The organism is Nonomuraea sp. NBC_00507 (genome assembly GCF_036013525.1).
GTDB lineage: Bacteria > Actinomycetota > Actinomycetes > Streptosporangiales > Streptosporangiaceae > Nonomuraea.
In genome coordinates this window covers 3,638,649-3,652,413 of record NZ_CP107853.1, presented here as the reverse complement: position 1 = coordinate 3,652,413, position 13,765 = coordinate 3,638,649, and the positions used below count along the sequence as shown (strand labels likewise).

The following is a 13,765-nucleotide window of genomic DNA, read 5'->3' as shown; positions in this document are numbered from 1 at the left end:
GGTTCCGTCTGCGCGGATACAGTTCTGGGCCCGCTCAGTCAGCTGCCACCGCCACCGCAGCCGCCACCGCCGCCGCCTCCCCCACAGCTCGACCCGCCGCCGGACGAGCTGCCACAGCTGGACGAGCCACTACCGCAGCTCGACGAGCCGCCGCCGAAGTCGCTGCCGCCGTAGGAGTCGCTGCCGAAGGTGGCTCCGTCGCCGCCGCTGTGGGTGCCGCAGGAGCCCGCGCAGTCGCCGCCAGGGGCGCCGGCCGACAACTCGTCGCAGAGCCTCTGGTCGCCGGCGTCGGCCAGGCCGTACAGGGCGACGGGCACCCCCACCGCCAAGGCCAGCGAGCTCTGGTCGCGTACGCCGCGCGGGTGGTGGTCGCGGGCTGAGCGCAGGACCTCCCTACCCGCCCGGGTGACGACGTTCCGCAGGCCGCGGCCCTGCCTGGCGAGCCCGGCGGCCCCGGTGAAGAGGGCGATCCCGATGAAGATCAGCAAGATCACGAAGGTCAGCGGGCTCATGTCGATGAAGGCGGACACCACGAGCGCGCCCACCGCGAAGCCGGCCGCTCCGATCATGACGATCTGCAGGTGGTCCCTGCGCCGCCACGCCCTGGCGAACGCCTGCTTCGGCACGATCAGCCCCCGCCGTTCGAGCCCGGCCGCCAGCTCGGCCAGCGCCGGATGTGCCGCCAGCGCCTGCCGCAGCTCGCTCGCCCGGTAGCCGCCCGGCCTGGCGGCCAGCGTGGCGAGCACGGCCTGTTCGATCGGCTCGAGCGAGGGCGGTGCGCCATGGACGGGGGTGACCTGCGATCCGCGTGACACGCGGACGGCGCCGGCCGTCGCGAGGACGGCCAGCGCCGTGTTGATGGCTCTGCGGGGTCCACCGGTCAGGTACGCCAGCTCGTAGTGGGACAGGGCGTGCCCGACACCGCTGGGCGTGGCCTCGCTGACCCGCCGCCGCTCCGTCTCGACGCGTTTCACGGCGGCGTTGACCAATAACGCCACACCGATCGCGGCCATGAGCAGCACGAACTCCACAGTGGTCCCCTCTCTCGCGCTACGGCGGCTCGCTCAGTTAAAGACCAAGCCGCCGTACTGCACAAGAGGGGGCTACTCTCTCTCCGGCCTATCGCGCCGCTCCGAGGCGGTCGAGGAGGGCCTGGTACTCCTCCCACAGCTCCTTCGGCAGGTGGTCGCCGAACTTCTCGAAGTGGGCCGGGATCAGCGCGGCCTCCTCGCGCCAGACCTCGCGGTCGACCGACAGCAGCGTGTGCAGATCATCGTCGGACAGCTCCAGGCCCTCGGTGTCGAGCTCGGCGGGCAGCAGCCCGATCGGGGTCGGCACGGCCTTGGCCTCACCGTTGAGCCGGTCCACGATCCACTTGAGCACGCGGCTGTTCTCGCCGTAGCCGGGCCAGATGAACTGGCCGTCGGCGTTCTTGCGGAACCAGTTGACGTAGTAGATCCGAGGGAGCACGGCGCCCTCGCGACGGCCGATCTTCAGCCAGTGGCCGAAGTAGTCGCCCATGTTGTAGCCGCAGAACGGCAACATGGCGAAGGGGTCGTGGCGCAGCTCGCCGACCTTGCCCTCGGCCGCGGCGGTCTTCTCGGAGGCGACGTTGGCTCCGAGAAAGACGCCGTGCTCCCAGCTCAGCGACTCTGTTACCAGAGGCACGGCGGTGGCGCGGCGACCGCCGAACAAGATGGCTGAGATGGGGACACCCTTGGGGTCCTGCCATTCGGGTGCGATGGTGGGGCACTGGGAGGCGGGGGTGGTGAAGCGGGCGTTCGGGTGGGCGGCGGGCTCGTCGCTGTCCGGCGTCCAGGAACGGCCCTTCCAGTCGGTCAGGTGCGCAGGCGGCTCGTCGGTCAGGCCCTCCCACCACACGTCGCCGTCGTCGGTGAGCGCGACGTTGGTGAAGATGCTGTTGCCCCAGAGCGTCCTGATCGCGTTGGCGTTGGTCACCTGGCCGGTGCCCGGCGCGACGCCGAAGAAGCCGGCCTCCGGGTTGATCGCGTAGAGGCGGCCGTCCTCGCCGAAGCGCATCCAGGCGATGTCGTCGCCGATCGTCTCGACCTTCCAGCCGGGAATCGTGGGCTGGAGCATGGCGAGGTTGGTCTTGCCGCAGGCGCTCGGGAAGGCGGCGGCGACGTAGCGGGTCTCGCCGGTGGGCGGGGTGAGCTTGAGAATCAGCATGTGCTCCGCCAGCCAGCCCTCATCGCGGGCCATGACGCTGGCGATGCGCAGCGCGTAGCACTTCTTGCCGAGCAGCGCGTTGCCGCCGTACCCGGAGCCGTAGGACCAGATCTCGCGGGTCTCGGGGAAGTGGCTGATGTACTTGGTGGAGCTACACGGCCACGGCACGTCCACCTGGCCGTGCTCCAGCGGCGCGCCCACGGAGTGCACGCAGCGGACGAAGTCGCCGCGTTCTTCGATGAGGCGCAGCGCCCGCTCGCCCATGCGGGTCATGATCCGCATGGAGACGGCGACGTACGGCGAGTCGGTGATCTCGACGCCGAGCTGGGAGATCTCGCCGCCCAGCGGGCCCATGCAGAACGGCACGACGTACATGGTCCGGCCGCGCATGGAGCCCTTGAACAGCTGCCCGAACGTCCGGCGCATCTCCGCCGGGTGGATCCAGTTGTTCGTCGGCCCCGCGTCCTCCTCGCGCTCGGAGCAGATGTAGGTGCGGTCCTCGACCCGGGCCACGTCGCTGGGGTCGGACTTGGCGTAGAAGCTGTTGGGACGGGCGGCCAGCCGCGTGAACGTCCCTTGCTCGACGAGGAGGTTGGTCAGGCGCGTCCACTCCTCCTCGGACCCGTCGCACCACTCGATCCGGTCTGGCTGGGTCAGGGCTGCGATCTCGTTGACCCAGGCGGCCAATTCGCTATTGCTCGTCGGTGCGGGCACTTCCACGGAAACGGACACGACGGTGACTCCTCCACTCTCTCAGGGCCCAGTCATCATTAACGACGAAGCGCCCGGAAAGCCAATTGGCATAGACCTATTGCTGTGGACGTCGTCGCAGGCAGCGGCCCTGACGATTGGGGGAGCCTACCCAACCGGAGCGGATTTAAAAGAGAATTAACTCACACTGGTCCAGTCCAATTCAGCTGGTCTAAACCAATTTCCCGAGTGGTTTAGTCCATTGCGCGGACCGTTTCCGCTGCGTGGTCTCAGGAATTGACGTCCGGCCCGGCGGAGCGAACTCTGTCGACATGCTGGAGCGCGTCGCGCAGCTCGGCGAGCCACGTGTCGGTGTGCTTGCCGACCAGGCGCACGCACCAGGCGAGCGCGTCACTGCGGCTCCTGGCCACGCCGGCCGCTACGAGCGTGTCGAGGACCTGCCGCTCCGACTGGCGCAGCCGGGTCATCACGGGCACGGAGAGTGTGGTGAACATCACGGTCTCGCCTCCGCAGACCACGCCCCAGGAGACCTTCTGCCGGAACTTGCGCTCGGCCTCCCTGGCGATCTCGATGCGCCGCTCGCGCGTCTCCTCCCTGAACCTTCTGGCCAGCCCTTCGATCAGGGCGGATCGTTCGGCCTCGGGCACGTCCTCGGGCGGGTCGGGCAGCGTGCCCAGCACCGCGATCTCCTCACGGTCCCTGACGATCTCGGGAGCACCGGTGAACCAGCCCTCAGGGAGCCGCCCAGTGAACCAGCCACGGACCTGCGCCGTTACATCATCTGTTGCCATGTAATCAACATTACATCGTTGCGAGGCACAGAGACCCGAAGGGAAGGAGGATGTCGCGTCAAGGAATAGGTCAGCGAACCCTGGAGGCGGCGACGGGGCTGACTCTGACCACGCCGGCGAAGCCGCGCGTGTGCACGGGAGAGATCTTGACCACGTCTCCAGTACGCGGAGCCTGGATCATCTTCCCGTCACCCCAATAAATCGCCACATGCGAGATGTAGCCCGGGTTCGTCGGGTCGAGGCGCCAGAAGATGAGGTCGCCCGGCTGCGCCTGTGACAGGGGAACCTGCGGCCCGGTCACCCACTGCTGGTGCGTCACCCGCGGCATCCGCACCCCGGCCTGTGCGAAGGCCCACTGGACCAGCCCAGAGCAGTCGAAGGTCTCGGGCCCTTCGGCCCCCCACACGTACGGCCGGCCCAGCTTGGAGGCGGCCGCCTTCAGCGCGACGGTGATCTGGTCGCCGCTCATGAACGAGCCGGCGGGCCAGTTTTGCCTGATGGTCTGGGGCTGGGGCAGGACCGGGTTGACCATGGCGACCTGCGTGCCCTTGGGCAGCTCTTTGAGGATCTTGGTGCGGAGCGTGGCCGAGTTCACATCGGGGGCGCTGACGATGAGCGCGTTGTCATGCGGCAGGCCGAGCTTCCGCCCGACCTCCTTGGACACGACGGCGTCCACCGCGCCGAAGCCGGTGGTGGCGTACGCGCCGATCCGCAGCGGCCCGCCCGGCCCCGCCACCTGACGGTGCAGCGAGAGCCCGCCGTCGTTGCCCAGCACGAACGAGACCGCCACGTCGCCTGCCGCCACGTTCTGCCACAGCGGGTCGGACGAGGCGGTCACCTTGGGCGTGTAGGCGCGGAACGTGGACGGGTCGACCCCGAGCGTCTGCACCCGCTTGTCGTCGAGCCTGATCGACGCCGCGTCGGCCAGCTCCATCGCCCGCACGCCACGGAGCTTGGCCACCTTGCGTAACAGCTCGTTGGTGAACGGCTTACGCGTGAGCACGAACAGGTTGGGCTTGTGCAGCTTTTTCAACGGCGCCACGGGCTGCGCGGCCTGAGCCGGCTGCTGCGGCCTCCCGCCGGCCATCAGCGACTGCTTCGGCTGCTTCGCCACGGGCTGCTGGCGTGCGGCCACCGGCTCGGTACGCTCACCCGACTGGGTGAGCAGCAGCACGTCCGCGGTCAGCACCGCGACGAGCGCCACCACAATGAACGGCACAAGTTTGTACGTGTTGCGCGGCGTACCCGATTTGACCAGAAAGCCGAGATCCTGCCGTATTCCGGAGCCATGCGTAAAATCCGCCGGGCCGGCGTGGGCCCGGCGGTTGGTCTCCGGGGGGTTCAGTTGCCGATGTACGGCACGGCCTCGAGGATCTCGACGGTGTTCTGGCGACCGTTGGGAAGGGAGTAGGTCGCCTTCTCCCCGATCTTCTTGCCGTTGATCGCCGCCCCGAGGGGGGACTTGGGCGAGTAGACGTCGATCGGCGCTCCGCTCTCCTCACGGGAGGCGAGCAGGAAGGTGACCTCGTCGTCGTCGCCGACGAACCGGATGGTCACGGTCATGCCGGGGCCCACCACGCCCTCGGTCTTGGGGGCCTCTCCCACCTGGGCGTTGTCGAGGATCTGCCGGAGGTGGAAGATCCGGGCTTCCATCTTGCCCTGCTCGTCCTTGGCGGCGTGGTATCCGCCGTTCTCCTTAAGGTCGCCCTCTTCACGGGCGGCCTCGATCTTCTTGGCGATGTCGACGCGCCCGGGGCCAGAGAGATATTCGTACTCCGCCTTCAGGCGGTCGTACGCCTCCTGCGTCAGCCATGTGACGTTCTCATCGCGAGAGTCGGCCACGGGTTCTCCTTGCTTGCCTAGGGGGCCCTGAGATCACTTGAGGTTTCCAACGGTTGAATTGCGAAAGGCTAACAACTTAACCGCTCGAACGCTTCCCCAAATGTCTCACTATACGAGATTGCAGTACTGGACGTGGACGGACGTGGCCTGACCACTGGTGTCGAGGCTTTCCTTGAGCTGCTTACTACCCTCACCAGCCGGGATTCTTACTTCCTTGCTGCCCACTTCCGCGTGATTGACGTCCAGAGCCCTGATGCGGCAGACGGCCACCCTATCGTCTGGCTTGTACACCTCAAAGGTGATCTCCGCCCGTGTCGGGCTCTCGACGCTGAACGTCACCACCTGCGCCGGCGCCTCAGAACCGCCGGCCGTCATCGACCACATCACCCAGCCCCAGCCGCCGGCGATGATGGCCACCAGCACGCCGATCACGACGTGGACGACGAGCCTGCCGCTACGTCTGGGACGATCGGGCAAGTCGTCGGGCGTGCCGAGAACGGGCCCGTCCCCGACATCTCTGGTGACCATGGCGGAATCTCCCTGCACTCCCTCAGCGTTATCCGAGACAATTGTCGCCCGCGGGGGGCCCGGTACAAGACCTGACCCTCACAACCGCCCCCCAGACAAGCTAAGTGATCGGTCCGACTGAGGAGACATCGCGCCCGTGAGTGCACCGCTGAGGCTGATGGCCGTCCACGCCCACCCCGACGACGAGTCGAGCAAGGGTGCCGCCACGATGGCGCGTTATGTACGCGAAGGCGTGGAGGTGCTGGTCTGTACGCTCACGGGCGGCGAGCGCGGCTCCGTGCTGAACCCGAAGATGGACCGGCCGGAGATTGTGGCCAACATCGCAGAGGTGCGGAAGGCCGAGATGGACCGGGCGCGCGAGATCCTCGGGGTCGAGCAGCGTTTCATGGGCTTCATCGACTCCGGGCTGCCGGAGAGCGAGGAGGAGGAGCTGCCCGAGGGCTGCTTCGCCCTGCAGAAGCTGGAAGACGCCTCCCGGCCCCTGGTGGCGGCCGTGCGCGAGTTCCGGCCGCACGTCATCATCACGTACGACGACGACGGCGGCTACCCGCACCCCGACCACATCATGACCAACCGGGTGTCCGTCGAGGCGTTCGAGGCGGCCGGCGACCCCGACCGCTACCCGGGCACCGGCGACCCGTGGCAGCCTCTGAAGCTCTACTACCAGATGGGCTTCACCAAGGAGCGTTTCGAGGCGCTGCACGAGGCCATGACCGAGCGCGGCCTCGGCTCCCCCTACGCGGACTGGATCTCGCGCTGGGAGGACCGCCCGGCCAAGTGGCCGGTGACCACGCGGGTGCCGTGCGGCGACTACTTCGAGATCCGCGACGAGGCGCTGAAGGCGCACGCCACCCAGGTCGATCCCGACAGCTGGTGGTTCGTGTGCCCGCGTGAGCTGCAGCAGGAGATCTGGCCGACCGAGGACTACCACCTGGCGCGCTCGCTGGTGGACACCGAGCCGCCCGAGGACGACCTGTTCGCGGGCATCCACGCCGAGGACGCCGCCCCCGCCTGCCACTGACGGGACGCGCAGACGGGACCACCGCCTCCCGGTGGCACACTGGAACTGTGACCGTTCTAGCAGCTGGTGATGTGAGCCCGGGTTTGCTCGGCTTCGTCGTCGTTGCCCTCATTGGGCTGGCCCTGTATATGTTGATCAAGTCGATGAACAAGCAGATGTCGAAGATCCAGGTGCCGCATGAGGGCGACGCGGACGACAAGAAGGCCGAGTAGATGCCGATCGAAATAGTCGACAACTCGACGGAGAGCCGCTTCGAGGTTCTCGTGGACGGCAAGGTCGCCGGGTTCGCCGAATACCGGCTGCTGCCCACTAAGATCATCTTCACGCACACCGAGGTCCTGCCCGACTACGAGGGTCAGGGGCTGGCGGGCAAGCTCGTCGGGCATGCGCTCCAGACGAGCGCCGACACCGGCCTGCGCGTCGTGCCGCTCTGCCCTTACGTGCGCAAATACATCGAACGCCACGCGGAGTTCCAGGACCTCGTGGATGCCGGCACCTGATCAGTCGGGGGTGGGCGACCAGGCCAGCTCCAGCGCCTTCGGCAGCCCCCACCAGCCCAAGGGCGTGAGCACCTCGTCCTCGTCCACGATGCCGAGATAGCCCCACAGCGTCACCACCGACTCGAACAACCCCTCCGTGGCGTCGAGATCGTCGTCGTCCTGGATGTCGATGTCGATGTCCTCGGACTCGGCGATGAGCCGCGCGATCCGCTCGGGCGAGGCCAGCACCCCGGGCCCCATCCTGGCCAGCGCGGCCACCCCGGCCAGCCAGTCGGCGTGCTGGATCGCGCACAGGTTGGCCAGCGCCGCGTCCTCGTCGCTGAGCTCCCCGTCGAGATCGGCGAACTCCTCCAGCACGTTCCCGTTCTCCGACAGATCGGAGATCGGCCCCGCGATGCCTGCCGCCACCGCCAGCCACAATGCCTTGTCATCGTCCGGCATCGGCCGCTCGTCGAACCCGGCGCAGGCCCGCAGCACGCTGCCGGGGTAGCCGGGCAACACCAGCAGCGCGCGCAACCGGGCCGCGGCCGTCTCCAGGTCGGCGGCGGGCAACTCGGGCTTCTTGGGCAGCTCGCCGACGATCCGCCGCAGCTCGGACAGCGCGAACGCCTCCTCCTCGTCCCACGCCGCGAACAGCTCCTCGTCCTGCTCGTCGCTGACCGCGTGGCCGGGCACCCGTCCGTCGGGCAGCGGGGTGCTGAGCCAGTGCTCCTGCAACTCCTCGTACGCCCTGCGGGCCGCCTGATCGCCGGCCGCCAGCGCGTCCGGGTCGATCTCCCCCGACTCGACCCGTTCCTCCAGGTACGCGACGAGCTTGGCGTACATCTCCGCGGCCTCCGGCCCGCGCTCGTCCTCCTCCGGCCAGACGAAATAGCTGGGGGTCATGAGGATCGGCTCGGTGCCGGTGGACTCGATCCAGCGCTGCACGTCGCCGACCGTGGCGATGCCTGATTCGATGGAGCTGAGGGTCGCCTTGGCCGAGTCCCAGAACGCGAGCGAGAGCGGGTTGCCCGCCGACATCATCGCGCGCCGCAGGTCCGGCATCGCCACCAGTGCGACGCCCGAGGGCACGGCGAGCAGCGCCCTGGCGACGTCCCTGCGCGTGAGGGCGGTCGCCGGGCGGCCGGCGTGGGCGCACACGAAGTCCATATCCACGCCCCGTAACCTACGCCGTTCCCCCCTGACTAGTCAGCCGCCTTCCTCGCCTTCAGGCGTTCGGGATCTCCGGCGATGCCGGCAGGGGTGCGGAGCCAGGGACAGGGCGCTGGTCAGGAGGCGGGATGGATGGGCAGTTTAGGGTGAGGCGAGGAGGTCATGATGAACCGCTTGAAAGACGCCACCAGCCCCTACCTGCTGCAGCACGCTGACAATCCGGTGGACTGGCACCCCTGGGGCGAGGAGGCGTTCGCGGAGGCCCGGCGCCGTGACGTGCCGCTGCTCATCAGCGTGGGCTACTCTGCCTGCCACTGGTGCCACGTCATGGCTCACGAGAGCTTCGAGGACGCCGACACCGCGCGCCTCATGAACGAGCACTTCGTCAACATCAAGGTCGACCGCGAGGAACGCCCTGACGTGGACGCCGTCTATATGGGCGCCACACAGGCCATGACGCAGCAGGGCGGCTGGCCGATGACGGTGTTCGCGACGCCGGAGGGCCACCCGTTCTACTGCGGCACCTACTTTCCGCGCCCCCATTTCCGGCGCCTGCTCAACGAGGTCCACAACGTGTGGAGGGGCGACAGGGAGTCGGTCTTGACGCAGGGCGCGAAGGTGGTGGAGGCGCTCAACACGAACACCACGCTGCCCAGCGGGGTGGTGCCGGGCGAGGAGACGCTGGCGCTGGCGGCCCGGAACCTGCGGGAGTCGTACGATCCGGTGAACGGCGGATTCGGCCGCGCACCCAAGTTCCCGCCCTCCATGGTGCTGGAGTTCCTGCTGCGCTCCGGCGAGCGCGAGATGAGCGGCAAGACGCTTGAGTCGATGGCCCGTGGCGGCATGTACGACCAGCTCGGCGGCGGCTTCGCCCGCTACAGCGTGGACGCGGAATGGGTCGTGCCGCACTTCGAGAAGATGCTGTACGACAACGCGCTCCTGCTGCGGGTCTACACCCACTGGTGGAAGGCGGACGGCGGCGCGCTGGCGCGGCGGGTGGCGCTGGAGACGGCCGACTGGCTGCTGCGCGAGATGCGCACCCCCGAGGGCGGGTTCGCCTCGGCGCTGGACGCCGACAGCGAGGGCGTGGAGGGCAAGTTCTACGTCTGGACGCCCGAGCAGCTGCGCGAGGTCCTCGGCGAGGACGACGGCCGGTGGGCGGCTGGGCTGTTCGACGTCACCGGCACGTTCGAGCACGGCACGTCCGTGCTGCAGCTACCGCGCGACCCGGAGGACCCCGAGCGCTACGCGAGCGTCCGTGAGCGGCTGCTCGCGGCCAGGGAGCGGCGCGTGCGTCCCGGGCGCGACGACAAGGTCGTGGCCTCGTGGACCGGCCTGGCCATCGCGGCCCTGGCCGAGACCGGCGCAGTATTCGAGCGGCCCGACCTCGTGGCGGCGGCCTCGGCGGCGGCGGAGCTGCTGGCGGCCACGCACCTGGTGGACGGCAGGCTGCTGCGCACGTCACGGGACGGCCGGCCGGGCTCGAACGCCGGCGTGCTGGAGGACTACGCCAACCTGGCGGAGGGCCTGATCGCGCTGTACAGCGTGAGCGGCGAGGCCAGATGGCTGCGGCTGGCGGGATCGCTGCTCGACGTCGTGCTCGACAGGTTCGCCGACGGGGCGGGCGGCTTCTACGACACGGCGGACGACGCCGAGCGGCTGTTCCAGCGGCCGCAGGACCCCACCGACAACGCCACCCCCTCAGGCCAGTACGCCGCCGCGGGCGCCCTGCTCTCCTACGGCGCGCTGACCGGCTCCGCCCGCCACCGCGAGGCCGCCCACCGCGCGCTCGGCACCGTGTCCGTGCTGGCCAGAGGGCACGCCAGGTTCGCGGGCTGGGGGCTGGCCGTGGCGCTGGCGGCGCTGGACGGGCCGGTCGAGGTGGCCGTCGTCGGCGCGCCCGACGACCCGCGCACGGCGGCGCTGCATCGCGAGGCGCTGCTGGCGGACGTGCCGGGCCTGGTGGTCGCGCTCGGCCCCGGCGACGCCGCCACCAGGGGCGCTTCGGGCGATCCGCTCGTCCACGGTGACGAGGTGTTCCCTGCGCTGCTCGAAGGCCGCGGAACGGTCGGCGGTGCCCCCGCGGCCTACGTGTGCAGGGGGTTCACCTGCCGGATGCCGGTGACGACAGTCGACGCCCTTCGGGCGGAGCTCACCGCCGAATGAGAATCAGTCCGTCGGGCGGCCCCACCGATGAAGGTCAGCCCGTCGGGCGGCTTCCGTTGTCGGCCGTGCCGGTGTCGGCGTCCGTGGAAGGCTGCTCGGGTTGCTGTGTGACCGGTGGGGCGGTCTGTTCCGGCTGGTTGTCCTGCCGGTCGTCCGGGACCTCGGTGGCCGGCGGGTCGGTCACCGGCGCCTCGCTGAACTCGGGCTCCGGCGGGTTCGACTCGTCGGGGTTCACCGGCGGCGTGAATTCCTGCTGGGGCACGTCCCGGTCGGGAACCGAGTAGTCGTAGGAGTAGCCGTAGTCGGACGGCTCGGGGAACTCCTCCACCGGCTTGCCGGCCATGGCCTCGGTCATGAACGCCCGCCAGATCTGCGCGGGCAGCGACCCGCCGAACTGCGTGCCGTACCCGGGGATCGTCACGGTCTCGTTGTCGTCGCGGAACATGTTGACCGCCACCGCCAGCTGAGGCGTGAACCCGTTGAACCACACCGACTTCGAATCGTCCGTGGTGCCCGTCTTGCCGGCCACCGGGCGGTCGTAGAGCCGGGCGGCGGTGCCGGTGCCGTATTTGACGACCTGCTGCATCGCGTACGTCGTGTCCGCCGCGGCCTGCTCGCTGACCACCTGCTTCGAGACCGGATTGACGACCACCTTGTGCCCCGTGCCGTCGGTGACCGACTTGAGCACGTGCGCCTCCATGTGCACGCCCTTGTTGGCGAAGGTGGAGAAGCCGGAGGCGTTCTGGACGGCGCTGACGGAGGACACGCCGAGCGGGAACGAGGCGGCCGCCTTCTGCTGCTCGAGCTGGTCGGCGGGGATACCGGCCGCCTCCGCGGTCTCGGCCACCTTGTCCAGCCCGACCTTCTGGCCGAGGTCCACGAACGCCGTGTTGACGGAGTTCTGGGTGGCGCGCACGAGATCGATCTGGCCGTACGAGCGACCGCTGTCGTTCGGGATCGGCTTGTCCGCGGAGGCCACGCGGAGCGGCGAGTTGCCGTTGACCCTGGTGGACAGGTCGAAGCCGTTGTTCAGCGCGGCGGCCAGCGTGTACGGCTTGAACGTCGATCCGGCCATCACCTCGGCGGAGAAGGCGTTGTCGTAGTCGTAGCGTTTGGGGTCGCCGCCGTAGAAGGCCACCACCTCGCCGGTCTTGGGATCGACGGCCGCGAGCCCGGTGCGCACCTTCTTCGGCGTGTTGTCCGGCAGCACGTCCTTGACCGCCCGCTCGGCCGCCGCCATGAGCTTCTTGTCGAACGTACTGACGATCTTCAGCCCGCCGCCGTTGATGTCCTCGTCGCTGTAGCCACGCCGGTTGAGCTCGTCGGTCACCTGCTTCAGCATGTATCGGGTCTGGCCCTTGAGCTGGAACGGCTTCTTCGGCGCCGCCAGCGCCGGGAACTTCTCCGCGGCCACCTGCTGCGGCGTCAACGCCCCCGTCTGCCCCATGGCGTTGATCACCGACCGCCAGCGCGATTCGGCCGCGGCCAGGTCGGCGCCCTGGGGATCGGCGAAGCGGCTCGGCTGCTGGATCACCGCCGCCAGGTAGGCCCCTTCTGACACGGTCAGCTCGCTGACGTCCTTGCCGAAGTAGGCGCGGGCGGCCGACTGGACGCCGTTGGCGCCGCGGCCGAAGTAGATCGTGTTGAGGTATTGCTCCAGCACCCAGTCCTTCGACTTGGACTGGTCGACCTTCATCGCGATGAGGATCTCTTTGAACTTGCGAGTGACGGAGCGCTCCTGGCTGAGTCCGCTGTAGTAGTTGCGGACGAGCTGCTGGGTGATCGTCGAGCCGCCCTGGAGCTGCTGCCCCGTGACCGTGGACCAGATGGCCCGGCCGGTGCCCTTGATCGAGACGCCCGCGTCCTCGTAGAACGAGCGGTTCTCGGCCGCGATGACGGCCTGACGCACGTGCGGGGGCACCTTGGCGAGCTCGACCACCTTGCGGTCGATGCCCTGCCGGGCCAGCACGGACTTGCCGTCGCGGTAATAGATCACCGACCCCTGCGCGGTGGCCTGCTTTTGCGTGGTGTCGGGAATGGGGGTCATGGCCCACGCGACCGCGAAAAGGCCGAGCAGGAGGAGGATTCCGGTGCCGAATATGATCAGTAGAAGTCGGAGAATCCGCCGCTTTCGCATTCCGTTTCCTCCACCGCCTTGCACCCTCGACCCCCTCGTCAAGCCTCGCCCCACCCCCGCAAGCTGGGCGAATGTCAAGGGTAAACGATCGAAGATGGTGCCCGTCCCCTAGCGATACTACGGCGATCGCCGTTCCCGACGCGGAACATCGGCGACCAAAGGCATAACTCGGTAGGGAACCGGGGTGTCGAGCGCAATGATCGAATTAGTCCTGAGCACGCCCCGGACTTCGACGATCTGGTCGATGACCCGCTGTAAATCGGCATTGGTCCGGGCGACCACGCGGCAGAGCAGGTCGCTGTCGCCGGTGATCGTGTGCACCTCCAGCACCTCGGGAATGCGGGCCAGCTGATGGGCGACCGGGTCGTGGCCGGCGACCTGCCTGATCTCCATGCTGACGAACGCGGTGACGTCGTAGCCGAGCGCCGCGGGCGACACCTCGGGACCGAATCCCGTGATCACCCCTCGGGCGGTCAGCCGGTCCAGCCTGGCCTGGACGGTGCCGCGCGCCACACCGAGCCGCCGCGAGCATTCCAGCACGCCCAGGCGCGGCTCGGCGGTCAGCAGGGCGAGCAGGCGGGCGTCGAGATCGTCGATCGTCATACTGCACAGAACTACCCGATATTTCGTGGGATGGCTAGGCAGATTGTCCACTCTTTGAAGTAACTCTTGCGCAACTCGTCCATGAAAATCGAGAGTTGGTGGTATGAGTGATGTCTTTCCAGTT

At 68.6% G+C, this 13,765-nt stretch carries 13 protein-coding genes; 4 read left to right on the top strand and 9 right to left on the bottom strand.

Annotated elements, in window-relative coordinates; genetic code table 11:
• Positions 1-38 precede the first annotated feature (38 nt).
• The 6 genes from OHA25_RS18370 to OHA25_RS18345 all read right to left on the bottom strand — a co-directional run bounded on the left by OHA25_RS18370 (position 39) and on the right by OHA25_RS18345 (position 6,062).
• Positions 39-1,031 (bottom strand): TIGR04222 domain-containing membrane protein, encoded by a 993-nt coding sequence (locus tag OHA25_RS18370; RefSeq protein WP_327588781.1) that lies wholly within the window; start codon positions 1,029-1,031, stop codon positions 39-41.
• A gap of 88 nt (positions 1,032-1,119) precedes the next feature.
• The gene (locus OHA25_RS18365; RefSeq protein ID WP_327588780.1) at positions 1,120-2,922 is read right to left on the bottom strand and encodes a phosphoenolpyruvate carboxykinase (GTP); all 1,803 of its coding nucleotides are present in this window, start codon (positions 2,920-2,922) and stop codon (positions 1,120-1,122) included.
• 248 nt (positions 2,923-3,170) lie between these two features.
• Entirely contained in the window at positions 3,171-3,692 is a 522-nt protein-coding gene (locus tag OHA25_RS18360; protein ID WP_327588779.1) for a hypothetical protein, read from the bottom strand.
• A 70-nt stretch (positions 3,693-3,762) separates the two neighbouring features.
• Positions 3,763-4,911, bottom strand: a complete 1,149-nt coding sequence (locus OHA25_RS18355) for a C40 family peptidase (RefSeq protein WP_327588778.1) — start codon at positions 4,909-4,911, stop codon at positions 3,763-3,765.
• Positions 4,912-5,033: 122 nt separating this feature from the next.
• Positions 5,034-5,534 (bottom strand): transcription elongation factor GreA, encoded by a 501-nt coding sequence (greA, locus tag OHA25_RS18350; RefSeq protein ID WP_305921005.1) that lies wholly within the window; start codon positions 5,532-5,534, stop codon positions 5,034-5,036.
• 108 nt (positions 5,535-5,642) lie between these two features.
• On the bottom strand, positions 5,643-6,062 hold the full coding sequence (locus tag OHA25_RS18345) for a DUF4307 domain-containing protein (protein ID WP_305921006.1): 420 nt from the start codon (positions 6,060-6,062) through the stop codon (positions 5,643-5,645).
• A gap of 136 nt (positions 6,063-6,198) precedes the next feature.
• Here OHA25_RS18345 and mca point away from each other — a divergent pair, with 136 nt between their 5' ends.
• The 3 genes from mca to OHA25_RS18330 are packed head-to-tail and all read left to right on the top strand — an operon-like array spanning position 6,199 to position 7,583.
• Positions 6,199-7,083: a mycothiol conjugate amidase Mca gene (gene mca / locus OHA25_RS18340; protein WP_305921007.1), complete on the top strand. Its 885-nt coding sequence runs from the start codon at positions 6,199-6,201 to the stop codon at positions 7,081-7,083.
• A gap of 47 nt (positions 7,084-7,130) precedes the next feature.
• A complete protein-coding gene (locus OHA25_RS18335; RefSeq protein ID WP_327588777.1) occupies positions 7,131-7,295 on the top strand; it encodes a hypothetical protein in 165 nt (54 codons plus the stop codon).
• A complete protein-coding gene (locus tag OHA25_RS18330) occupies positions 7,296-7,583 on the top strand; it encodes a GNAT family N-acetyltransferase (RefSeq protein ID WP_327588776.1) in 288 nt (95 codons plus the stop codon).
• Here OHA25_RS18330 and OHA25_RS18325 read toward each other — a convergent pair whose 3' ends face one another.
• The gene (locus OHA25_RS18325; RefSeq protein ID WP_327591003.1) at positions 7,584-8,732 is read right to left on the bottom strand and encodes a hypothetical protein; all 1,149 of its coding nucleotides are present in this window, start codon (positions 8,730-8,732) and stop codon (positions 7,584-7,586) included.
• 165 nt (positions 8,733-8,897) lie between these two features.
• Between OHA25_RS18325 and OHA25_RS18320 the strand changes: the two genes are divergently transcribed.
• On the top strand, positions 8,898-10,901 hold the full coding sequence (locus OHA25_RS18320; RefSeq protein ID WP_327588775.1) for a thioredoxin domain-containing protein: 2,004 nt from the start codon (positions 8,898-8,900) through the stop codon (positions 10,899-10,901).
• A 34-nt stretch (positions 10,902-10,935) separates the two neighbouring features.
• Here the strand turns inward: OHA25_RS18320 and OHA25_RS18315 are convergent, their stop codons facing one another.
• Together OHA25_RS18315 and OHA25_RS18310 are read right to left on the bottom strand one after the other, a co-directional pair.
• Positions 10,936-13,038 carry a transglycosylase domain-containing protein gene (locus OHA25_RS18315; RefSeq protein ID WP_327588774.1) on the bottom strand — a complete coding sequence of 701 codons (2,103 nt, stop codon included), beginning with the start codon at positions 13,036-13,038 and terminating at the stop codon, positions 10,936-10,938.
• A gap of 117 nt (positions 13,039-13,155) precedes the next feature.
• Positions 13,156-13,641: an Lrp/AsnC family transcriptional regulator gene (locus tag OHA25_RS18310; protein WP_305921012.1), complete on the bottom strand. Its 486-nt coding sequence runs from the start codon at positions 13,639-13,641 to the stop codon at positions 13,156-13,158.
• Positions 13,642-13,765: the final 124 nt, after the last annotated feature.